This window comes from Mesorhizobium sp. M0563 (assembly GCF_040321065.1).
Classification (GTDB): Bacteria; Pseudomonadota; Alphaproteobacteria; order Rhizobiales; family Rhizobiaceae; genus Mesorhizobium.
The window spans coordinates 320,158-341,609 of sequence record NZ_JAMYQV010000001.1 but is presented as its reverse complement, the minus strand read 5'-3'; the positions used below and the strand labels follow the sequence as shown (position 1 = coordinate 341,609).

Genomic DNA, 21,452 nt, shown 5'->3' with positions numbered 1-21,452 from the left:
TTAACTGCCACGACCGCTGATCGGTGCTTCGGCCGGCGAAGGCCGGAAGCGCAGAAAACGCGATCAGATGGCCGCCAGAGTAGAGTTTCCAAACGGTCTCTCAGGTGCCGGCCCGCTTGCGGCGTGCGTAAAGCATGACGAGCGTCTCGGCGGTCAGCGCCGGCCTCTGCTCGCCTTCGATCTCGACCGTATTGGAAGCCTTCATCAGATATTGCCCCGGGCCTTTGTCTTCCATCGACAACAGCGTGGTGCGCAGCCTGATTCGCGAGCCGACCCTGACTGGCGCCACGAAACGCACTTTGTCGAAACCGTAGTTGAAAGCGGCCTGCGTGTTTTCGGGTACGATGCCCATCTCAAGCGCCAGCGCGCCGATGATCGACAGGGTCAGATAGCCATGCGCGATCGTGGTGCGAAACGGGCTTTGCCGCTTCGCCCGCTCGGGATCGACATGGATCCATTGATGATCGCCCGTGCATTCGGCAAACTGGTCGATGCGGTGCTGATCGACCAGCGTCCAGTCCGAGACGCCTAATTCCTGCCCGGCCATCGCCCTGAGTTGCTCGAAGGTCGGCGGCGTCGTGGGCCGTATCTGCGTCATTCCTGCTTTCCCGATCGCTTGCCTGTTCCGGACCACGACGGGCCGCCCCTGTCAATTCGCCAGTGCGATTCCAGCCCATAATCTTCGGCCGCGAACCGCCAGTCTTCGCCGCCGGCAAGCGTGCTGCTGGGGAACAGCTTATTTCTTGTCGTGGCCGGCGCGGATCTCCTCCATCGCCTCCTTGATGCGGCTGCGCAGGATTTCGATGGATTCGGTGCCGGACGCCCTCGCCAGTTCGGCCATCTCGCCGGCATTCTTCAGCGCGGTCTCGAAGGATCTCCTGGCGAACGCCGCCTGCTTCTGCATCATTTCCTGGGGATTGCCGGGCGCCCTGTAGTTTTGTGCCATGTCGGTGATTTCGCGCAGCGTGTCCTGTAGCATCTCGCGTTGCCTGGACAACAGCGCCGACGCTCCGGCGGCACTCGCCCTGGCCGACTTCTCCAGCGCTTCCAGGTTCTTGGCGTGGTGGGCGAGGATCGCCTCGACATCGACATTCGGCAGCTTCAGGTCGCGGCCGAACTTGCCGAACATGTCGATAAAGGACTCGGAATCCGGTCGTTTTGCCATGCTGGTACTCTCCCCCTGTTGCCGTGAACGCCGCCACTGCACGGAAGATAGTGCAGCGAAGCTCAGCGGTCCATTCGGACGAGGTCAGCCGACGAGAAACAGCCGTTCGGCGGTGTAGAGCACGAGCCCGGCAAGGCCACCGATGATCATGCCGTTGAAGCGGATATATTGCAGGTCCTTGCCGATGTTCATCTCGATCAGCCTTGTCAGTTGCGCGAGGTCCCAGCGCTTGACCTGGTCGGCGATGAATTTGGACACGCCGCTCTTCTGGCTTTCGACGAAGGATGCCAGCGCCACGATGAACCCCTGGTTCATGTCGGCCCTGATCTGCGCGTCGTCGGCAAGATGGCGGCCGACCTCGACGAACATGGTGGCGAGATGGTCGCGGATCATCGAATTCGGCGCCTTGGCGTCCTGCTCGATGAACAGCCGCAGGCTCTCCCACATGTCGCCGGCCAGAGCGCTGAGTTCCGGCCGGGCGAGGAAATCTCGCTTCAGCTTTTCGGCGCGCCTGGCATATTGTTTGGATGTCCTCAGCCGCTCGACGAAAGTCGCGACGAAAAGGTCGAATTCGGCGCGCATTGGATGGTGCGGATCGGCGCGCACTTCATCGAGCAGCGAGCCGGCCGACGCAACGATCTTCTTCAACAGATAGGCGTCGGCGCGAAACAGGTTGAACAGCGACGGCAGTTCCTCGCGGATCTTCTCGCGCATCGTCGCCAGCGCCTGCTCGTCGCTCAAGAAGCGGCCGACCACCTTGGTGAACTCGTCGAATAGTTTCTGGTGGCGGCGATCGTCAGTCAGCGCCGACAGCAACTCGGCGGCGAGCGGCGCCAGCGGCACCTTTTCGATCTGCTCCAGCATACGGCTGGTGACGAAGCCGCGCAGTCCGGATTGCTCGACCGCCGCCAGCGTCTGCGGCACCAGCCGGCCGACAAAACGCGACAGGTCGGCGGCGCGGTTCGGGTCGGCCAGCCAGTCCGCGACCAGCGCGGAAAAATCGACTTCGGCGAGCTTTTCGCGCACCGGCTCCGGCGCCAGGAAATTGACCTCGATGAAGCGGCCGAGATTGTCGGCGATTCGGTTCTGGTTCTCCGGGATGATAGCCGTATGCGGGATCGGCAGGCCGAGTGGCCGCCGAAACAGCGCTACCACCGCATACCAGTCGGCCAGCCCGCCGATCGTCGCTGCCTCGGCGAAAGCGGCAACAAAGCCCAACCACGCATGCCGGCTCTCGAACGATTTCGCCGCCGCAAAGATCAGCACGCAAAACGCAAGTGCTGCAGTGGCAGCGAACTTGGTGCGCCTGAGCGCCGAAAGCTTGGCATCGGCGTCGGTGTCGAACCGGGCGAACGCGACGGATGCAAGAACCGGGGCTGGTCGTGACATGGTGGGCCGCTCCTGATCGATCATGCGAACTTATCTAATGTCGCTTCCCACAGAAAGCGCGCCGCTGATCCCGGTGCGCGCAATCGCGCATGCAAACTTGACGCCTGAATTCATCTATTATGCAGCGCCAGTCTGGAATTGTTCCAAACTATAGGCCATATTGACCCCAACCACTGCTATGTGAGGACACAATGCGGCTTACCCGTCAGACCAACTACGCCATGCGCATTCTGATGTATTGCGCCGCCAATACCGAACGGCTGAGCCGCATCCCCGAGATCGCCGCCGCCTATTCGGTATCGGAACTTTTCCTGTTCAAGATCCTGCAGCCACTGGTCGAAAACGGCTTGATCGAAACGGTGCGCGGCAGGAATGGCGGCGTCAGGCTCGGTCGCGCGGCCGAAACGATCAGCCTGTTCGATGTCGTGCGGGTGACGGAGGAAAGCTTTGCCATGGCCGAGTGCTTCGAGAACGACGCCGCCGAATGCCCGCTGGTCGACAGCTGCGCCTTGAATTCGGCATTGCGCGAAGCGCTCAACGCCTTCTTCGCCGTGCTGTCGCGCTACACGATCGCCGATCTGGTGGCGGCGCGCCCGAATGTGCGACACCTGCTCGGCATCGACATGCTGGTGCAACGGGCGCCGGCCGCCTGATTTTTCTGATTGCCTAAGCTGCCGATTGCGGCAAAACGAACGGCATGTTTCCTGCCGGCAACACGCCGACCTTCAGCCGGCAATCGAAGACCTTTTCGATCAGCTCGTCGCTGAGTACCTGTTGCGGCGAACCTGTAGCGGCGAGCCTGCCGCGATGCATGACGAAAATCCGGTCGGCATACATCGCCGTCAAATTGAGGTCGTGCAGGATGGCGACCACGCCGCCGCCCCGTCTGGCGAAATCACGCGCGATGTCCATGATGATCAGCTGGTGTTTGATGTCGAGGCTGGACACCGGCTCATCGAGGAACAAATAGCGCGGCTTGCCGTCGAGCACCGGCGCCCAGACCTGGCAGAGTACGCGGGCAAGCTGCACGCGCTGCTGCTCGCCGCCGGACAATTCCTGGTAGAAGCGGCCGGCAAAACCGTCGAGGTCGACGCGCGCCAGCGCGCGTTCGGGCAGGCGCTGGTCCTCGCCGGGCAGCGCGCCGGAGCGCCCGCCGACCAGGCCCAGCCTGACGATCTCACGCACAGTGAACGGGAAGGACAGCGTCGTCGCCTGCGGCAGCACCGCGCGCACCGTCGCCGCCTCGACCGGCTTCATCGCCGATAGATTGCGGCCGTTGATGGTGACCTCTCCCGAATAGCCAAGATCGCCCGACAGTGCTCTGAGGAAGGTCGTCTTGCCCGAACCGTTGGGGCCGACAATGGCCGCGATTTCGCCCGGCCGCGCCTCGAAATCGACATTGGCGACAATGCGCTTGCCGCCGATCGCCACCGAGACATCGCGCGCTTCGATCATAGGCAAACTTTCACAGGTCGATGACGCCGCGCTTGCGCAGCAGGATCCACAGGAAGAACGGGGCACCGGCGACCGCGGTGACGATCCCAATCGGCAATTCGGCCGGGGCAACGATGGTGCGGGCAACGGCGTCAGCCAACAGCAGCAGCGCGGCGCCGAGCAGCGCCGATGCCGGCAGCAGGTAACGGTTGTCGGGGCCGATCAGCAGGCGCAGCAAATGCGGCACGACGATGCCGACAAAACCGATGCCGCCGCTGACGGCGACCGACGCGCCGACCGCTGCCGAGACGCCGACGATCGCGGTGTATTTCAGCCGCTGCACCGGAATGCCGAGATGGCCGGCCGTCGCCTCGCCAAGCGCCAGCGCGTTGAGGCCGCGCGCCAGGAACGGCATTGCCGCCAGCGCCAGCACGATGATCGGCCCGACGGAGCCGATTTTTTGCCAGGTTGCGCCGCCCAGCGAGCCGAGCTGCCAAAAGGTCAGGTCGCGCAATTGCCGGTCGTCGGCCATGAAGATCAGGATGCCGGTCAGCGCCATGGCAAGCGCCGCCAGCGCGATGCCGGCGAGCAGCATGGTGGCGACCGAGGTCCGGCCTTGCCGTGTCGCGACCTGATAGAGCAGCAATGTCGTCGCCAGCCCGCCGCAGAACGCAGCCAGCGGCAGAGCCAGCGTGCCGAGCGCCGAGGTCAGCGGCGCCAGCATGGTCGAGCCAAGCACGATGACGGCGACCGCACCGAGGCTCGATCCGGCCGAAACGCCGATCAGGCCGGGGTCGGCCAGCGGATTGCGGAACAAACCCTGCTGACGGCACCGGAGACGGCAAGCGATGCGCCGACCAGTACGCCCAGAATGACGCGCGGCAGACGGATGTCATGGATGATCACATGGTCGCGGGCGCTCAATGCCGCGTCGCCGGGCAACGCGCCGAACAGCCAGTCGTGCATGACGCCGATGGCCGAGGCATCGGATGCGCCGGAGGTCAGTGACAACAGCACGGCGATAGCCAGCCCGACGCAGAGCAGCACGATGACGAGGCGGGCGCGCCGCGAACGGTCACCCTCGGCTGCCGTCGCCATGATGCCCGCCGCATCAGCGATCGAATGATCGGCCATCGCGCTCAATCCGTGACCTGGCCGCCATAGAGCGAGACGGCGAGATCGTGGATAGCGTCGGCCGTGCGCGGGCCGAAGCCGAGCAGATAGCCGCCGTCCATGCGGATCAGCTTGCGGGCGGCACCCGCCGGCGTCGAAGCCACGACAGGGTTCGAAAACAATTCGTCATCCGCGGTGGCCGGTCCGGCATTGTTCATCATCAGGATCACGTCCGGCCTAGCGGTGATGACTGCCTCGTCCGACAATTGCTTGTAGCCGGCAAAGCCGTCGATGGTGTTGATGCCGCCCGCAAGCTTGATGATGCCGTCGGCTGCGGTGTCGCTGCCGGCGGCAAGCAGCTTGCCGCCCTGCATCGACAGCACGAACAGGATGCGCTTGCGCTCCTTGATCGAGGCGGTCTGCTTTTCGGCTGCCTTCAGCTTGGCGTCGATCTGGGCTGCCAGGGCATCGGCCTTGGCCTCGACGCCGAGCGCCTTGCCGACGATGTGGATCTTTTCCAGAATGCCTTGATTATCATAGCGCTCGGGCACCTCGATGAACGGGATGCTCGATTTCTTCAGCACGTCGACGGCTTCCTTCGGTCCGCTTCCGTGCAGGGCCAATATACCCGACGGATTGACCGACAGCACACCCTCCGGCGACAGCTGGCGCATGTAGCCGACATCCGGCAGTTCCGCCGCCGCTTGCGGATAGCGGCTGGTCGAATCGCGCGCGACAAGGCGATCCTGTTCGCCGAGCGCGTAGACGATCTCGGTGATCGAGCCGCCGATGGCCACGATCCTCGAGCGGTCGGCAAAAGTCGCGATGCCTTCGGCGGCCTGAGCCGGCATCAGCACGGCGAACGCCAGGAAAACAGCGGCCGCAGGACCAAGCGCCGACCTGGAGACCAGCCTGGAGAAAAGAGCCATCATCGTTTCCTCAGGCTGCGGTCGGGCTTGGGATACGCGGCAGGTTTTCGGCCAGAAAGCGCCAGTCTTCGCGCTCGCTTTCGCCCTCATGCCGCTTACCGAAGAACTGGATGATCATCTTGCCGTCGGTGCCATAGACTTCGAGCGACGTGACATGGCCGTCCTTGGTCGGCTTACGCACGGCCCAGACCTCATCGATGTGGTCGGTCCGCAGGTGCAGATGGAAGGTCTCGTCGAGCACATTGAGCCATGGTCCCATCGGCTTGATCGAGGCGACGGGGCCGGAATGGATCTGGATGCAGCCGCGATTGCCGACAAAGCACATGATCGGCATGGCGCCAGCGGCGGCGTGGTTGAACATGGCGCTCACCGCATCGTTATCGACCAGCCAGGCATAATCCTGGCCGACCAAGCGCACCGCCTGCCGGCGGCTGAGCTTCAGTGTCTTCAGCATGCCGAAGAACTGATGCACGTCGGTTAGTTGGCTCCAGCGGTCGCGCAGATCCTCGACGCTGGCCGAATTGTCCACAGTCTCGATCTCGTCGTCAGCCGCGCCCGCTGAAATCGCCACCGTCGGTTCCTGGTTCGGAGATTCCAGCCCGGCCACCAGCTTCTGATAGGCGTAGAGGTTGGATGCGGGCCTGAGATGCACCTTGTGCATCGCCTCGCCTGCGGCGTCGAAGAACTGCAGGCTGCGTCGGATGTCGGCGCCGTCGCGCTTTTCCACCGCAAAGCCGTGCGCCCAGACTTTCGGGAAGATGCGCAGGTCGATGTCTTCGCCGAGCACCATGGCATTGTGATTGCCGGTGACGACCTTGTCGTAGACGCCGATCTTCTCGTGCACCGCGCTTTCGTTGCGGGTCAGCGCCATCACCTCACCGACAGCTTCGAGACCAGTCAAAAGGTCGTTGACACGCGGCTCGACCCGCACGACCCCGTCGCCGCAATGCGCGGCGACCAGTTCGGCCTCCGAAATACCGAGTTGGGCGGCGAGGTCGCGCTCGCGCATTTTCGGATTGTCTACCCGTGCCCGTCGGATCTCGTGCGGGGCGGGTTTTACGCGCTGGTCCATTTCCACCACCTACTTGTTGAGGATGAGCTTGCCCTGCCGGGTGATCTTCAGCCGATACAGCGCACCGTGATGTTCGATGCCGATCTCGTGCTCGCCCTGGAACAGCGTGTTGCTGGACAGCGTTCTCACGGCCGATTGGACCCGTTCGAAACGGACGGAATTTTCGTCGGAACGGCGGACGCGATGGCGAAAGTCGCTGGGATTGTGCGTGTTCATGGGTTCGCTCCCTGTTCTGTGCCGGGCATCTGGCTCGGCGCCTGCGTGAAATGCCGATTCAATTCTTGACTCGAATAGTCATGTTATCTAGCAGTGCAATACCGGAGTAAATGAGTCAACATTTAAGACGCCGGACGCGATGAAAAATGCCAGCGAGCCCCAAGCCAGCCAGCATCGAACATGGATTCTTGGAGTTGCAGCATGGGGTTGGCGAATTGGGGACGGCCGGCGGGCAGCGGACTGGCACACTGGTCGACGGTAAGGAAAGTGGGGTCGACGGCAAGCAAAATGGCCGCGTTGCTGGCCGGCGCGGCGGCGATCCCGCTGCTCGCCGCACCGGCCGGCGCCCAGCAGGCTGCCCAACCGGCAGCCGACCAGCAGCAGACTGACCCGTCTCAACCGCCAGAACAGGCAAAGCCCGCCCCGGCGGGTGCCACGCTGCTCGACAAGATCCTGATCCTCAGCCGCACCGGCGAGACGGCGATCGAGTCGCTTGCTTCAGCCAGCCATGTCGACGAGGAACAGCTAGAGCGCCGCATGGCGACGACGCCCAACGACATGCTGTTCGGTGTGCCGGGTGTCGCCGTCCAGGCCGACGCAAGGCGTGTCAGCTCCAGCATCAACATCCGCGGCCTGCAGGACTTCGGCCGCGTCTCCGTCATCGTCGACGGTGCCCGCCAGAATTTCCAGCGCTCGGATCACGGCACGCAATCGACCTTCTACATCGATCCCGAATTGATCAAATCCGTCGACGTGATCCGCGGTCCGGTCGCCAATACCTACGGCTCCGGGGCGATCGGCGGCGTCGTCTTTTTCGATACCAAGGATGCTCAGGATTTCCTCAAGCCCGACGAGACCTGGGCGGCATCCGCGACCGGGCGTTACGAAACCAACGGTGAAGGCTGGACCACCAGCGCCACCGGCGCCTACCGGATAAACGAGAACTGGGACGTGCTCGGCAACATCGTCTACCGCGACTATGACGACTACAAGCATGGCGGCGGCGACACTGTAGCGGGCACTGGCTTCGACGTCTTGAGCGGCCTCCTCAAGACGACCATCCGCCCCAGCGAAAACAGCGAGCTGAAGCTCGGTTGGATCGGCTCGAACGACGGATGGACCGAGACCAGCGGCAGCGCGCCGGTGAACGACGCCGACCTGAAGGCGAATACCTTCACGGCCCGCTACAACATCACCGACGAAGACAAGAGCTGGCTCGATCTCCACATCAACGCCTCTTACAACAAGACCAAGCTCGATCTGACGACCCTTGTGGCGCAAAACCGGTTTGATCCGGTCACCGGTCTGCCCGTGGTTTTGCCGGCGGGTTCGAAATCGATGTTCGACATCGGCACCTCCGGCATCGACATCTGGAACACGTCGAGATTCGAGACCGTTGGGATCGCGCATGAGCTGACCTATGGCGGCGACTGGGTTGGCGACGATGTCGAGACAGGCGGCACGGCGGGCGGCGACAGTTTCTACACGCCCTCGGGCGATAGAAACGTCTCCGGCGCATACGTCCAGGACAAGCTCACCTGGGACTGGCTCGAGGTCATCGCCGGGCTGCGTTACGACAGCTACAAGCTAGACAGCGATGTCGGCGAAACCTCTGGCGACCGGCTGTCGCCACGCATCACAGTGGGCATTTCGCCCTTCGCAAGCGCCAGCCTTTCCGGCCTGCAATTCTACGGCACTTACGCAGAAGGCTACCGTTCCCCTTCGCTATCGGAGACCCTGATCAGCGGCAATCATCCGGCAGGCGTCAGCTTCCCGTTCCTCCCCAATCCCAATCTCAAGCCCGAAACCGGCAAGACCGTGGAGTTTGGCGTCAACTACAGCACCAACGGCGTCATCGAGGCCGACGACGCGCTGCGGCTGAAGGCGGCCTATTTCAACAACAATGTCGACGATTACATCGACGGCGTGACGCTATCGGCGTTCGACCCGACCAGCGGCTGCCCGTTCGGTCCGGGCATCCCGATCTGCTTCCAGTATCAGAATTTCGCCAAGGCCAAGATCCACGGCTTCGAGATGGAGGGCGTCTATGACGCAGCCTGGGGCTTTGCCGGGCTTTCGGCGTCGTTCACCGATGGCCACACGATTTCCTATGAAGGCGAGCGGGCGGACCTTGTCACCGTCCCCTCCTCCCAGGTCACCGGGCAACTCGGCTTTCGCTTCCTCGAGGACAGGCTGACTGTCGGCGGCGAGGTGCAATACAACGGCAAGCCGCAGGGCAACGCGGTGGCCAAGGACTATACGCTGGTCAATGCCTTCGCCAGCTACCAGGCGACCGACAATTTCAAGGTCGATTTCCGCGCCGACAATCTGTTCGACGTCAAATACGCCAACCCACTGAACGCGTCGACCACGAGTATCGTCTACGAGCCCGGCGTCACCCTGAAGCTGGCGGCGACCATGCGGTTTGGAGGCTGACGATGAGGCAAGGCGTGACAGCATCCCTTCGTCTGTTGGCCGCGGCGGTGGCTATGTCGCTTGCGGCGGCTCCGGCATGGACACAGCAGCAAGCGCCGGCGCTGATCCTCGAGCTGAACGGCGCGCAGCCATCCGACAAGGGCTGCCGCCTAACCTTCGTGGTCACCAACAATCTCGGCGCCGGTCTTTCCAAGGCGGCGTTCGAGATCGCGTTGTTCAACGAGGCCGGCGTCGTCGACCGGCTGCTGCCTGCAGGCAAGACCAAGGTGACGCGTTTCGACCTTGCCGGCACCGATTGCGGCAAGGTCAGCCGCGTGTTGATCAACAGCGCCACGGAATGCGCCGGCGCTGAGCCGAATGCCTGCATGCGCGGGCTGAAGACGCAGACCAGGACCGGCATCGCCTTCGGGGTCTGAATTTGGGACTGGAACCGGCATTCGCCCGAAACACCCTGGCGTGGCCATTGGCCGGTTTCCTGCCGCCGGAACCGGACGATCCCGATTTCGCCATCCCTCGCGGGGTGCTGCATGTTTCGCCGCGCGACAGACCGGAAGACAGTTGCATCGCCGATGCCGACGGCGAATTGACTGCGGTGCCGGCGGAGCCATTGCGGCAGGCACGACAGATGCAGCGGCGCCACAACTGGACGGTGGCGATCGCCTGCTCTTGCGCATTTCACGCAGCGGTGGCGCTGGCCTTTCTCACCCTGCCGGACGACAGGCCAAGCATCGAAGGTGCCGACCAGCAAGGCGAAATGCTGCTCGGCGCCGATCCGCAGCAGGCGGCCGGCGATGTCGGAGACGACCCGGAAGTGACCAACGTAACGATGGTGACCATGCTCGACGCCAAGCCCGTCGAAACGGTCGAGGCACAGGCAACCGCGGCAGAGGAGGCGCTCCAGCCGGTCACCGATGTGGCGGAAGCATCGGAAAAAGATGTGGTCGAGCCGGTTAGCGAGGCCGTCACGGAGACTGCTCCTCTTGCCGATCGCCCCGAGCCCGCGCCTGCCCAGCCTGTCGAGCCGGCGCGCCCGGATCCATCGCCCGACATTCTCGCGACCGACAGGCTGGTGCCCACTGACGACAATGCCGTGCCGCCGCCAGTCAGCACGGTCGAAAGGGCCGATCCTGCCGAGACGAGTGCTCCGGCACCAGCCGACCCGGCGCCGGCCGAAACGGTTCAGACGGTCGAGACCGTCGTCGCGGCGGAAGAACCGAAGCCGGAAAGGCCGAAGCCCAAGCAGCCGAAGAAGGCAACCGCAAAGAACAAGCCGGCCAGGAAAGCCGAACCAAACGAGCCTGAAAAGCCGGTCTCGCGCAAGAAGGCGGGCAAGGCACTTGCCAAAGCCGATTCCAAGAAGAAAAAGACCGGCTCCGGCGGCCGTGACGAAATGGATGTCGCGCGCGGCACGGCCGACGGCAAGAAGGACGGCAAGATCCTGACTGCCAGCAGGGGCGGCAAGTCCGGCATCGGCAATGCAGCCGTCACAAACTACCCCGGCAAGATCCGATCAAAGCTGGTGCGGGCCTTCAATTCGACACGCACGCGCGCCACGGGCACAGCCACGGTTGCCTTTACCGTCGGTTCGAACGGCAGCGTCCGGTCGGCCAGGCTGACGGGCAGTTCAGGCGTTGCCGCGCTGGACAAGGCCGCTCTCGACGCGGTCCGCCGGGCTTCTCCGTTTCCCCCGATTCCAGACGGAGCCGGTCGCTCGGCCTGGCAGTTCGAGGTGCCGCTCGGTATCAGGTAGCGACCGTCCCCACGCAGAGTCGGCGCCGCCCTGCCCGCGATGAGCGAGCCCTGGCGAAACCCTATGCCGCGGCCAGCAGGCTGGCATTGCCGCCCGCCGCCGTGGTGTCGACGCAGACGGCGCGCTCGTGCGCATAGGCGGCCGGATAATACACTTCGCTGACCAGCGGTACGATCGGGCCGGCGCGGTCGGCGATGACCTTGCGCACGATGCGCGCGGCCTCGGGCGTACCGGAAAAGGCGACGACATCGACCCGCAGCGAGCGCGCTTCGACCGGGTCCGGACGGCCGTCGATCGCCGCCAGCGGCAGGCCCTTGCCGGTCAGCGCCGACAGTGCCGCAGGCGCGCCAGGTGCGACGGCGAGCACGGCATTGCCGGCGGCCAGCGCCTGGATCGTCTGCGCAAGCAGGGTATCCGCGTCGGGACCGAGGCACAGCACGCGCCCGCGCGGCGACAGCGACAGCGTGTTGGCCTCGCCGGTCGGCCCGGGCAGGTCGACCTGGCCGAAATCGATGCCGGCGGCGGCACCGATGGCCGCGGCACCCTTGCCGCGCAGATGTTTCCTCAGGATGGCGACGCGATCCGGCCGCGTCGACCAGCCGCCAAAGGCCGGGTCCGGCAGATTGTCGGCGAGCTCGGTCGCCGTCACCTTGCGGCCTTCGGCAAGATGGGTGCCGGCCTCCGGCCCCTTGCGGAAACGCCGGAGATAATGTGGCCCGCCCGCCTTCGGTCCGGTGCCGGAAAGCCCCTCGCCGCCGAAGGGCTGCGCCCCGACGACGGCGCCGATCTGGTTGCGGTTGACGTAGATGTTGCCAGCATGGATGCCGTCGACGAAATGCTGCGCGCGGCCTTCGATGCGGGTGTGCAGGCCGAAGGTCAGGCCGTAGCCCTTGCGGTTGATCGCGGCGATCACCGCATCGATCTCGTCGGCATCGAAGGTGGCGACGTGCAGCACCGGGCCGAACACCTCGCGTTCCAACTCCTCGATGCTCTTGACCCGAAAGACGTGCGGCGCGACGAAGCGGCCGTCCTTCGGCGCTTCGAGCTTGGCGATCAGCCGGCCCTGCAGGCCCATTTTCGTGCAATAGTCGCGGATCGACGCTTGTGCCTCGTCGTCGATGACCGGGCCGACATCGGTCGAGATCCGCCAGGGGTCGCCGAGGCTGAGCGCTTCCATAGCGCCTTTCAGCATCTCCAGCATCTTCTTCTCGACGTCCTTCTGCACGTAGAGAATGCGCAGTGCCGAGCAGCGCTGGCCGGCACTCTGGAAGGCGGAGGCCAGGATATCGCGCACCGCCTGTTCAGGCAGCGCCGTGGAATCGACGATCATGGCGTTCAGGCCGCCGGTTTCGGCGATCAGCATGGCGTCGGGCGCGGCGGTCTCGGCTAGCTGCTTTTCGATCAGTTTGGCGACATCGGTCGAGCCGGTGAAGCAGACGCCGGCAATGCGCGGATCGGCGGTCAGCGGGCCGCCGACCGAGGGACCGTCGCCGGGCAGAAGCTGGATGACGTCTTCCGGTACGCCGGCCTCGCGCAGCAGTTGGACAGCGCGGAAAGCGATCAGCGGCGTCTGCTCGGCCGGCTTGGCGATCACGGAATTGCCGGTGACGAGTGCCGCCGCGATCTGCCCGGTGAAGATGGCGAGCGGAAAATTCCACGGCGAGATGCAGGCGATGGCGCCGCGCGCCTCGGTGCCCGCCTCGGCATTGGCGGCCTCGGCCGCATAGTAGCGCAGGAAATCGACCGCCTCGCGCACCTCGGCAACGCCGTCGGCCAGCGACTTGCCGGCCTCGCGGGCGGCGAGCGCAAAGAACTCGACGGCGTTCGCCTCATAGAGATCGGCCGCCCGGTTGAGGATGGCGGCGCGCTCGGCGACGGGGTGTCTTGCCCATGCCGGTTGTGCCTCGACGGCGATGCGCACGGCGGTCTCGACCTGCTTGGCGCCGGCCTCGCTGACCGTGCCGACCACTTCCGAAGGTTTTGCCGGATTGACCACCGGACGCTGCTTGCCGTAGCCGGCGGCGCGGCTGACCGGCTTGGCGTGCCAGCGCTCCGGCCCGGCGAACTCGGCCCTGGCCTTGTCGATCGCCGCCAGCGTCAGCGTGTCAGTGATATCGAAACCCTTGGAGTTGCGCCGGCCGGGGCCAAAGATCGCCGACGGCGGCACGATCGCCGGATTGGCGGCGGGGCCTTGTTTCTCCACCGTTTCGAGCGGGTCGCGGGCAATGTCCTCGGGCTCGACCTCCTCGTCGGTGAGCTGGTGGACAAAGGAGGAATTGGCGCCGTTCTCCAGCAGCCGGCGGACCAGGTAGGCGAGCAGGTCGGAATGCGCGCCGACCGGCGCATAGATGCGGCAGCGCGTGCCTTCGGCCCGCCGCACCGTCTCATGCAGCGCTTCGCCCATGCCGTGCAGGCGCTGGAACTCGAATGTATCGCGCTCCGTCGTCATCGACAGGATGGCGGCGACGGTGTGGGCATTGTGAGTGGCGAATTGCGGATAGATACGGTCGGTCATCGACAACAGCTTCTTCGCGCAGGCCAAGTAGGAGACGTCGGTGTTGGCCTTGCGGGTAAAGACCGGATAGCCGTCGAGCCCGAGCGTCTGCGCCCGCTTGATCTCGGTGTCCCAATAGGCGCCCTTGACCAGCCGCACCATGATGCTGCGGTCGTATTTCCTGGCCAGAGCGTAGAGCCAGTCGATGACGAAGGCGGCGCGCGGTCCATAGGCCTGGACGACGACGCCAAAACCGTTCCAGCCGGCAAGCTCCGGCTCGGCCAACACCCGCTCGATGACGTCGAGCGACAAATCGAGGCGGTCGGCTTCCTCGGCGTCGATGTTGAGTCCCATGCGCGAATGGCGCGCCGCCAGTGCCAGCGACAAAAGCCGCTCGGCCATCACCGGCAGCATCTTCTCCTTCTGTGTCACCTCATAGCGCGGATGAAGCGCCGACAGTTTTACCGAAATGCCGTGGTTCTGGCGGATGTCGGGGCCGTTGGCGCCGGCATCGAGCGAAGAGATGGCGTCGGCATAGGCCTTGAGATAGCGCAACGCGTCGGCCTCGGTGCGGGCCGCTTCGCCCAGCATGTCGAAGGAATAGAGATAGCCCTTCTGGGTCATCGGCCGGCCGCGCCTGACGGCCTCGGCGATGGTGCGGCCGAGCACGAACTGCTCGCCCATCTCGCGCATGGCGGCGGCGACTGCCTTGCGGATGACCGGCTCGCCCAGCCGGCGCACCATCGCGCGCAGCGTGCCTTCGATGCCGCCCTCGCCTTCGTCGAGCACGCGGCCGGTCAGCATCAGCGCCCAGGTCGATGCATTGATGAAGATCGAACTCGAACCGCCCGAATGCGCCGACCAGTCGTGCGGCGCAATCTTGTCGGCGATGAGGTCGTCCATCGTCTCGGTGTCGGGCACCCGCAGCAGCGCCTCGGCCAGGCACATCAGCGCCACGCCCTCCTTGGTCGAGAGGCCGTAGGCGGACAGGAACACTTCCATCAGCCGGGGATCGGACGAGCCGCGCACCGCCCGCACCAGATCGGCGGCACGGGCCGAAATCGCCTTGCGGTCTTGCACGGACAGCCCGGCCGCCTCGGCCAGCCGCTTCACCGCCTGGTCTTCGTCGGGCAAATAATTGGCACGGATCTGCTGGCGGATGGTGTCGAGCGCTGGCATGGCGGACCTGTAGAACGAGCACAAGGGAGCGGGCCGGCGGTCACCGGACCGAATGGCGCAAGCTAACATAAGTAGCGACTCCAGTCGGTCCAAAGAAATCGACAGAACAGATCGATTGATCTATCATTAGGGCTGATCGCCTCCAATTCGACCAGGAATCCGATGGGAGAAGACCAATTGGACCGCATCGACAGGAACATCCTGTCGGCCCTGGGCAGCAACGGCCGGCTTTCCATGTCGGAACTGGCGGCAAAAGTCGGCCTGTCGAAGACGCCGGTTCAGGCGCGGGTGAAGCGGCTGGAGAAGGACGGGTTCATCAGGGGCTACCAGGCGATCATCGACCGTGAGCGCATGGGCGAAGGCCATGTTGCCTTCGTCCAGGTGAAACTGTCCGACACCCGCTCGGCCGCGCTCGACGCCTTCAACCGCGCCGTGCAGACGGTGCCGGAGATCGAGCAGTGCCACATGATGGCATCGAGCTTCGACTATCTGCTGAAGGTCCGCACCACCGACATCGCCGCCTACCGCCGCGTGCTCGGCGAACGCATCTCAGCCTTGCCGCACGTCGCCCAGACCTCGACCTTCGTGGCGATGGAGACGGTGAAGGACCGCTAGCCGCTCAAGGGCTTCGCCAGGTCATCCGGCTCGTTGAAGGCGCTCCTGGAATTGCTCTTCGATCGCCCTCAGAAAATGGGCGGACGACGACGTCCATCCAAAGAGCGTCTGCACGAGCGTGATCGAGGCGTCATGATTGCTCCTGGGTGCATCCGACGCGATGGGCGGTGGGGCGGACAGCCCGCTGAATCCCGGAAATGTCGATTCCGGCCCTGTCGAACATCCCGCCTTTCGAGCCGAAGTCATTCTGCATGTCCACGACGAGAACTGCGGTCTTGGCGGGGTCAATTGAAACAGGTTGAGGCTTGGCGTCGATTTCAAGTGGCTGCATTTTATCCTCCCACAGCCTGAGGTATCGCACTTTGCGCCTTGGTTATCATGAGCAGCGACCCTGCATCGTGTCAACGTTATTTGGCGGCCCAAGACGGTGGTCCGCTCTTGTCGCACACAAACCCGGCCTCACTCCGCCAGCGTCTTCAAAAACGCCACCAGAGCCGCGCGTTCGCGGTCCGAAAGCTGCAGCGGGTGGATCTCGGATACACCTTCGACACTGGCCGGCGCCTTGGAATAATGCGCCACCACTTCGTCCAGCGAGGAAAACTGCCCGGCATGCATGTAGGGCGGCCGGGTGGCGGCACCGCGCAGCGACGGCGTCTTATACCCACGAATGAGTTCCGGCCCGGCCTTGACCATGAAGCGCAACTCGCGGCAGGCGCTGGCATCACCGTCGCGAAAGGTGCCGAAACAGTTGAACGGATCGGCCTCGACCTGCGCCACCGCGTCGACGCGGCCGCGATCCGGCGGCAGGCCCGCGACAGGCGGCACGCCGGTGTTGTGAAAACTGCCGTCGGTAAAACGCGGGCCGTTGTGGCAGGTCACGCAATTGGCCTTGCCGATGAACAGCTTCAGGCCGAGGATTTCCTCCGGCGAAAAGACGGCGTCGCCTTGCGGCTCGGCGCCCACCGCAAGATCGGTAGCAAAACGGTCGAAGCGTGTCTGCGGCGGCGCGATCGAGCGCTCGAAGGCGGCGATCGCCTTGCCGATATTGGCAAAGACGCGATTGACCTCCTCGGCTTGCGCCTCCGGCATGGCGTTCCAGGCCGCCCTCTCGGCATCGGTGCCGAGCGGGCTGGCATTGGCCGGCACACCCGAAAGGTCCGGCAGCGGCCCGAAGATGCGCTCGTAGCGCTCGCCGAAACGGGCCTTGATGTAATGCGCGAAGGCGGCGCGGTTGCCGGCCTGCTCCAGCGGATTTTCGAGCGGCGTCAGTGCTTGCGCCCACAGGCTGTCGCGCCGCCCGTCCCAGAAGAACCAGGGATCATGCGCGACGCCGGCCAGCGGCATGGTACGCCGGTTGGTGCGGCCGACGCCGACCGCTTGCGGCAGGTCGTCCTGGAACTGGCGGTCGATCTTGTGGCAGGTCGAGCAGGATACGGTGCCGCCGCCGCTCATCCCGGTGTCGAAGAACAGCGTCGAACCGAGTGCCGCGGCGGCCGGCACGTCGGCAAAGCGATTGGTGGTGTCGGGCTTCAGCGGCGGCAGCCTGGACAGCGCCAATGAGGCGACGGTTTGCTTCTCGGCGTCGGAAAATTCCGGCCTGCCGCAGCCGACGAGCACGGCCACCATCACCAACGCGAGAAGACTGGAAAACCGGCTCATCTTTGGCTCACAGCACCACGTTGAAGACGACCGTGTCCGAACCGGCCGCGGCGGAGATGGCAAAATGCAATTGCCACCACCCGCTCATCGTGAATTTCACGCCGTCGATGCGATAGCGTCCTTCGCCGAGGTAATCGGTCGCCTGCGGGCTGGTCGGCAGACCGTGCTTGTGCTGCGGCATGCCGCCGGAAATCGTTATCGCAGCACCTTCCACCGGCGCACCCTCGACGGTTTTCAATGTGAGCAGCCAGGACTCCAGTTCGCCCTGCCGGATGACGCCTTTCTCGGGCTCGAAAGTCGCCACGAACAGCTTGTTCGCCGTCGTCCTTGAACGGCCGACGTCCGAGCTTGGTTGCGGCGCATGCGGCGCCGTCAGATAGACGACGGCCAGCACACCGGCGAGCAAGGCAGCCAGGCCGAAGCCTCCAAGAAGATAACGCCATAACGATGCCAAACCCATTCCTGTTCTGCGGATAACGATTCGCTGGGCAGTCGCGTCCCACGCCCCTGTGGGAAATCGCGCCCAGCGCAAGAATCCGCCGTCGCCAAGCATGGCGCTGCCGGCCGCAAAAAGCTACAGCACCGCAATTGCACGGATGGAGGAGTACTTCATGGCAGGAAACGGCGTCGCCTCGATCGGCGAGTGCATGCTCGAGCTTTCGGGCCAGGCCGGGCCGAACTGGCGGATGGGCTTTGCCGGCGACACGTTCAACACTTTATGGGCCCTGCATGCCTTGAGCGGCGAGCGGCCGGCGACCTATGTCTCGGCCTTCGGCGACGACCCGTTCTCGGGCGACCAGATCAAATTCCTCGCCGAAAACGGCATCGGCGTCGGCGCCAGCCCGGTGATAGCGGGCGCCCGCCCCGGCCTCTATGCGATCACGCTGACCGGCGCCGAACGTTCGTTCACCTATTGGCGGGCCGATGCGGCCGCGAGGCAGTTGGCTTCGGACCCAGCCGCTTTACAGAAAAGCCTTGAAAACCAGGCGCTGGTCTATTTTTCCGGAATCACTTTGGCAATCCTCGACGAGGGTGCGCGCAAGGTACTGCTGACGGCCGTGGCCAAGGCGCGCGCGGCCGCCTCGCTGATCGCCTTCGATCCCAATTACCGGCCGCGGGTGTGGCGCCAAAGCGAGGAAGCGCAGGCCGCGATCCTCGAGGCGCTCGCCGTCGCCGACATCGCGCTACCCACCTTTCCCGACGAGCAGATGCTGTTTGGTGATACGACACCGCAGGAAACAGCCGAACGGCTGCGAAAGCTGGTCGGCGAGGTCGTCGTCAAGAACGGCGAGGAACCGGCGCTGATCGCGCAAAACGGAACCTTGCAAACCGTGCCGGCGGTACACGTCGCCACCCCGGTCGACACCACCGGCGCCGGCGACTCCTTCAATGGCGCCTATCTCGCCGCCCGCCTTGCCGGCCATGCGCCGACTGAGGCGGTGCAGCGCGCCCATCGCGTCGCCGCCGCCGTCGTACAGGTGCGCGGCGCCCTGGCGCCGTTCGAGACGCTCAGGGCTGCGTTCGAGGCAACTGCTATCTGACCTTGATGACGACCTTGCCCTTGGCGCGTCCTGTTTCGACATAGGCCAGAGCCTCATTGGTCGCTTCGAATGGAAAGACCCGATCCAGAACCGGGCGGATCGCGCCGGATTCGATTAGGGAGGTGATTTTGCTCAGCTGATCGCCCTGCGCCCACATCAAAAGGAACGAAAACTGCACGGCACGGCGCTTGGCTTTGGCCCAAATTCCGCGGCTCAGGAAGCGCAGCACCAGCCTCAGCATAAAATTCAGTCCCTTTTCCCTGGCAAACTCGGAATCCGGTGGACCCGAGATGGAGATGAGCTTGCCACCCGGTTTCAGCACGCTCAGGGATTTTTCGAGCGTCTTGGCGTCCTGGCTGTTCAAGACGACATCGTAGCCCGACAGAACCTTCTCGAAGTCTTCTTGCCTGTAGTCGACGACAACATCGGCGCCGAGACTTTTCACCAGATCGGCACTCGACGCGCTCGCGGTTGTCGCAACGGTCGCGCCGAGGTGCTTGGCCAACTGAATAGCGAATGTTCCCACGCCCCCGGAACCAGCCTGGATGAAGACCTTCTGTCCCTTCTTCAGGTTTGCCCTGTCGATAAGCGTCTGCCAGGCGGTGAGACCGACCAGGGGAATCGAGGCCGCCTCTTCCATGCTGAGATTCTCAGGCTTCAAGGCCACATCGGCTTCATCCATGGCGATGAACTCGGCGAATGTCCCAATCCGGCCATCGCGCGGCCGCGCATAGACATCGTCGCCGGCCTTGAACTTGCGGACTTTCGATCCCACGCGGATAACCTTCCCAGCCACGTCATGGCCCAGGATGAAGGGCCGGCGATAGGGCAGGATGAGCTTGAATTCTCCGGTTCTGACCTTGGAATCGAGCAGGTTCACCCCTGCGGCATGAACCTCGACCAGGACATCGCTGTCCTGGAGCTGCGGCTCCGGCATTTCGGCCAGCCGCAGAAGGCCCTTTTTATTATATTTATCGACAACGAATGCCTTCATGGCAGTTACTTTCTAAGAATGTCTGTTGGTGTTCCGCGACAAAACAAGCCGAACGTTTTCAGTTGCATGGCCGCCCTGCGGCAAGACCTCAGCCTCGAGGAAGGACAGGGCTTTCGGGACGAAATCGGCGTAGTTCTGAACTACCCCGCCATGCCCGGCATCCGGATAGATAACCAGATGCGCCCCTGGGATACGCCCGGCGAGATCGTAGGTATTGCTGCTCGGCACCATCCTGTCCTGGTCGCCATTCGCAACCAAAGTGGGAATGCGGATAGCGCTCAGGTCTTGCGGCGCCTGGAGTCCGTAGGCCTTGATCGCCTTGAGTTGCGCGCCGAAGGCGCTCAGCGATACCGCCTTGTCCCGGTTGGACCGGCGCTCTTTCAGCCGTTGCAGAAATGCGTTTGCGGCGCGGCGCCCATTCGGCGTCGTTGTGAAGAAGAGATAGTATTTCGGATCCCGCAAAGTCAGCGCGCCCTTGATCATGTCCACGATCGTCAGCGGCGTCACCTTGTCGATGCCTTCGCCACCGGCCGGCCCCGTGCCAGCCAGGATGAGTTTGCGCACAAGGGCCTGACCAAATGTGTTGTGGTTGCTAGTCGCATATGCGCGAAATCCCCTGGCTCTGTTGTTCAGACCGGCAAGCGGAACTGCTTGCGCAGGCTCTTGTCGAACATCCCCGCGGGGGCAAAGCGGCGCAGCAGGCTGACCTGGCGCGCTGCCTTGCCAGCGGTGTAACGCCGTCGCGGACGGGCATCGGTCGCCGCCTTGACGACCACATTCGCCACCACTTCCGGCCGATCGGCTATCGGCATCACATCGCCCAGCAACGCCTTGAGCCCGGCTCGAGCCCGATCGTATTCCTTCAACAGCGAATCCGGCTCGATGCCGTTCTGGTCGAAGACGGTGCGGACGAATGCCGGCTCGATGACGGAAACGCGGACGTTGAAGGCGCGCACCTCGTGGTCGAGCGATTCCGAATAGCCTTCGAGCGCGTGCTTGACTGCCGAGTAATGCGCTGAGTATGGCGCGGGTACCAATCCCAGAATGGAGCCGATATTGATGATGCGCCCTTGGCCGCGCCGCCGCATCGACGGCAATACTGCGTTGGTCATCCGCATGACGCCGAACAGATTGACGTCGAACAGGGCTTGTACCTGTGCGACCGAGGATTCCTCGGCACCCCCTAGCAGGCCGACACCGGCATTGTTGACCAGGAGATCGATCCGGCCGGTCTGCGCGAGCACGGTGGCAACGAGCGCAGTGACGGCCGCATCATCGGTCACGTCGCATGCCAGCATGGTCACCCCTTCCGGGCCATTACTGGTCTTGCGGCGACTTGTGCCAAAGACAGTGAACCCCGCCCGCGCCAAGGCCTCGGCGCTGGCGCGGCCAATGCCCGAGGAGGCTCCGGTCACGATTGCGGTTTTTTCAGAATTCCCATTCATTTTTGATGTTCCAGGTTCGAG

19 protein-coding genes and 2 pseudogenes are annotated in these 21,452 nt (G+C 64.2%); 6 read left to right on the top strand and 15 right to left on the bottom strand.

The annotated features are described in order from the left end of the window. Positions 1-100: 100 nt before the first annotated feature. From NKI50_RS01605 to NKI50_RS01595, 3 genes are all read right to left on the bottom strand, one after another. Positions 101-598: a MaoC family dehydratase gene (locus NKI50_RS01605; protein ID WP_023720013.1), complete on the bottom strand. Its 498-nt coding sequence runs from the start codon at positions 596-598 to the stop codon at positions 101-103. 138 nt (positions 599-736) lie between these two features. Next, positions 737-1,165, bottom strand: coding sequence for a phasin family protein (locus tag NKI50_RS01600; RefSeq protein ID WP_023720012.1), 429 nt, complete (start codon positions 1,163-1,165; stop codon positions 737-739). Between the two features lie 84 nt (positions 1,166-1,249). Beyond that, complete coding sequence (locus NKI50_RS01595; protein ID WP_023720011.1) at positions 1,250-2,554, bottom strand: DUF445 domain-containing protein; 1,305 nt, start codon at positions 2,552-2,554, stop codon at positions 1,250-1,252. Positions 2,555-2,745: 191 nt separating this feature from the next. Between NKI50_RS01595 and rirA the strand changes: the two genes are divergently transcribed. Beyond that, positions 2,746-3,207 (top strand): iron-responsive transcriptional regulator RirA, encoded by a 462-nt coding sequence (gene rirA, locus NKI50_RS01590; protein WP_023720010.1) that lies wholly within the window; start codon positions 2,746-2,748, stop codon positions 3,205-3,207. A gap of 13 nt (positions 3,208-3,220) precedes the next feature. On the opposite strand, the gene NKI50_RS01585 is transcribed toward rirA, so the two are convergent. The 5 genes and pseudogenes from NKI50_RS01585 to hemP all read right to left on the bottom strand — a co-directional run bounded on the left by NKI50_RS01585 (position 3,221) and on the right by hemP (position 7,318). Then, entirely contained in the window at positions 3,221-4,009 is a 789-nt protein-coding gene (locus NKI50_RS01585; protein WP_023720009.1) for a heme ABC transporter ATP-binding protein, read from the bottom strand. A gap of 10 nt (positions 4,010-4,019) precedes the next feature. After that, positions 4,020-5,122 (bottom strand): annotated as a pseudogene (locus NKI50_RS01580) (FecCD family ABC transporter permease). 5 nt (positions 5,123-5,127) lie between these two features. Beyond that, on the bottom strand, positions 5,128-6,030 hold the full coding sequence (locus NKI50_RS01575; protein WP_352715295.1) for a heme/hemin ABC transporter substrate-binding protein: 903 nt from the start codon (positions 6,028-6,030) through the stop codon (positions 5,128-5,130). Positions 6,031-6,040: 10 nt separating this feature from the next. Then, on the bottom strand, positions 6,041-7,102 hold the full coding sequence (locus tag NKI50_RS01570; protein WP_352640447.1) for a hemin-degrading factor: 1,062 nt from the start codon (positions 7,100-7,102) through the stop codon (positions 6,041-6,043). 9 nt (positions 7,103-7,111) lie between these two features. Further along, the gene (gene hemP, locus NKI50_RS01565; RefSeq protein WP_352495978.1) at positions 7,112-7,318 is read right to left on the bottom strand and encodes a hemin uptake protein HemP; all 207 of its coding nucleotides are present in this window, start codon (positions 7,316-7,318) and stop codon (positions 7,112-7,114) included. 288 nt (positions 7,319-7,606) lie between these two features. Here hemP and NKI50_RS01560 point away from each other — a divergent pair, with 288 nt between their 5' ends. From NKI50_RS01560 to NKI50_RS01550, 3 genes are read left to right on the top strand one after another with little or no spacing between them, the layout of a single operon-like run. Next, a complete protein-coding gene (locus NKI50_RS01560) occupies positions 7,607-9,754 on the top strand; it encodes a TonB-dependent hemoglobin/transferrin/lactoferrin family receptor (RefSeq protein WP_352495989.1) in 2,148 nt (715 codons plus the stop codon). A gap of 2 nt (positions 9,755-9,756) precedes the next feature. After that, positions 9,757-10,170 (top strand): hypothetical protein, encoded by a 414-nt coding sequence (locus NKI50_RS01555; protein ID WP_352495977.1) that lies wholly within the window; start codon positions 9,757-9,759, stop codon positions 10,168-10,170. Between the two features lie 47 nt (positions 10,171-10,217). Beyond that, complete coding sequence (locus NKI50_RS01550; RefSeq protein WP_352495976.1) at positions 10,218-11,504, top strand: energy transducer TonB family protein; 1,287 nt, start codon at positions 10,218-10,220, stop codon at positions 11,502-11,504. Positions 11,505-11,565: 61 nt separating this feature from the next. Here the strand turns inward: NKI50_RS01550 and putA are convergent, their stop codons facing one another. Beyond that, complete coding sequence (gene putA, locus NKI50_RS01545; protein ID WP_352484210.1) at positions 11,566-15,177, bottom strand: bifunctional proline dehydrogenase/L-glutamate gamma-semialdehyde dehydrogenase PutA; 3,612 nt, start codon at positions 15,175-15,177, stop codon at positions 11,566-11,568. 162 nt (positions 15,178-15,339) lie between these two features. Here putA and NKI50_RS01540 point away from each other — a divergent pair, with 162 nt between their 5' ends. Then, a complete protein-coding gene (locus NKI50_RS01540) occupies positions 15,340-15,792 on the top strand; it encodes an Lrp/AsnC family transcriptional regulator (RefSeq protein ID WP_352484209.1) in 453 nt (150 codons plus the stop codon). A 130-nt stretch (positions 15,793-15,922) separates the two neighbouring features. Here NKI50_RS01540 and NKI50_RS01535 read toward each other — a convergent pair whose 3' ends face one another. The 3 genes from NKI50_RS01535 to NKI50_RS01525 form a co-directional block, all read right to left on the bottom strand. After that, entirely contained in the window at positions 15,923-16,123 is a 201-nt protein-coding gene (locus NKI50_RS01535) for a hypothetical protein (RefSeq protein ID WP_031194293.1), read from the bottom strand. Positions 16,124-16,251: 128 nt separating this feature from the next. Then, a complete protein-coding gene (locus tag NKI50_RS01530) occupies positions 16,252-17,451 on the bottom strand; it encodes a cytochrome-c peroxidase (protein ID WP_352640449.1) in 1,200 nt (399 codons plus the stop codon). A gap of 7 nt (positions 17,452-17,458) precedes the next feature. Next, entirely contained in the window at positions 17,459-17,905 is a 447-nt protein-coding gene (locus tag NKI50_RS01525; protein WP_023719997.1) for a FixH family protein, read from the bottom strand. 157 nt (positions 17,906-18,062) lie between these two features. Here NKI50_RS01525 and NKI50_RS01520 point away from each other — a divergent pair, with 157 nt between their 5' ends. After that, positions 18,063-18,992 (top strand): sugar kinase, encoded by a 930-nt coding sequence (locus tag NKI50_RS01520; RefSeq protein ID WP_352715147.1) that lies wholly within the window; start codon positions 18,063-18,065, stop codon positions 18,990-18,992. Here the strand turns inward: NKI50_RS01520 and NKI50_RS01515 are convergent. From NKI50_RS01515 to NKI50_RS01505, 3 genes and pseudogenes are all read right to left on the bottom strand, one after another. Continuing rightward, positions 18,985-19,986, bottom strand: coding sequence for an NADP-dependent oxidoreductase (locus NKI50_RS01515; protein ID WP_352715144.1), 1,002 nt, complete (start codon positions 19,984-19,986; stop codon positions 18,985-18,987). The two genes, NKI50_RS01520 and NKI50_RS01515, sit on opposite strands and share 8 nt — an antisense overlap. A gap of 90 nt (positions 19,987-20,076) precedes the next feature. Next, a pseudogene (locus tag NKI50_RS01510) lies at positions 20,077-20,553 on the bottom strand (alpha/beta fold hydrolase); the annotation flags it as partial. A 62-nt stretch (positions 20,554-20,615) separates the two neighbouring features. After that, positions 20,616-21,431, bottom strand: a complete 816-nt coding sequence (locus NKI50_RS01505; RefSeq protein WP_352495973.1) for an oxidoreductase — start codon at positions 21,429-21,431, stop codon at positions 20,616-20,618. Between the last annotated feature and the right edge of the window lie 21 nt (positions 21,432-21,452).

Coding starts and splice junctions, on each gene's coding strand:
- NKI50_RS01520 (WP_352715147.1), top strand. CDS start 18,063: ATGGCAGGAAACGGCGTCGCCTCGATCGGCGAGTGCATGCTCGAGCTT.
- hemP (WP_352495978.1), bottom strand. CDS start 7,318: ATGAACACGCACAATCCCAGCGACTTTCGCCATCGCGTCCGCCGTTCC.
- rirA (WP_023720010.1), top strand. CDS start 2,746: ATGCGGCTTACCCGTCAGACCAACTACGCCATGCGCATTCTGATGTAT.
- NKI50_RS01560 (WP_352495989.1), top strand. CDS start 7,607: ATGGCCGCGTTGCTGGCCGGCGCGGCGGCGATCCCGCTGCTCGCCGCA.
- NKI50_RS01530 (WP_352640449.1), bottom strand. CDS start 17,451: ATGAGCCGGTTTTCCAGTCTTCTCGCGTTGGTGATGGTGGCCGTGCTC.
- NKI50_RS01570 (WP_352640447.1), bottom strand. CDS start 7,102: ATGGACCAGCGCGTAAAACCCGCCCCGCACGAGATCCGACGGGCACGG.
- NKI50_RS01585 (WP_023720009.1), bottom strand. CDS start 4,009: ATGATCGAAGCGCGCGATGTCTCGGTGGCGATCGGCGGCAAGCGCATT.
- NKI50_RS01515 (WP_352715144.1), bottom strand. CDS start 19,986: ATGAAGGCATTCGTTGTCGATAAATATAATAAAAAGGGCCTTCTGCGG.
- NKI50_RS01540 (WP_352484209.1), top strand. CDS start 15,340: ATGGGAGAAGACCAATTGGACCGCATCGACAGGAACATCCTGTCGGCC.
- NKI50_RS01605 (WP_023720013.1), bottom strand. CDS start 598: ATGACGCAGATACGGCCCACGACGCCGCCGACCTTCGAGCAACTCAGG.
- NKI50_RS01555 (WP_352495977.1), top strand. CDS start 9,757: ATGAGGCAAGGCGTGACAGCATCCCTTCGTCTGTTGGCCGCGGCGGTG.
- NKI50_RS01595 (WP_023720011.1), bottom strand. CDS start 2,554: ATGTCACGACCAGCCCCGGTTCTTGCATCCGTCGCGTTCGCCCGGTTC.
- NKI50_RS01505 (WP_352495973.1), bottom strand. CDS start 21,431: ATGAATGGGAATTCTGAAAAAACCGCAATCGTGACCGGAGCCTCCTCG.
- NKI50_RS01535 (WP_031194293.1), bottom strand. CDS start 16,123: ATGCAGCCACTTGAAATCGACGCCAAGCCTCAACCTGTTTCAATTGAC.
- NKI50_RS01575 (WP_352715295.1), bottom strand. CDS start 6,030: ATGGCTCTTTTCTCCAGGCTGGTCTCCAGGTCGGCGCTTGGTCCTGCG.
- NKI50_RS01600 (WP_023720012.1), bottom strand. CDS start 1,165: ATGGCAAAACGACCGGATTCCGAGTCCTTTATCGACATGTTCGGCAAG.
- putA (WP_352484210.1), bottom strand. CDS start 15,177: ATGCCAGCGCTCGACACCATCCGCCAGCAGATCCGTGCCAATTATTTG.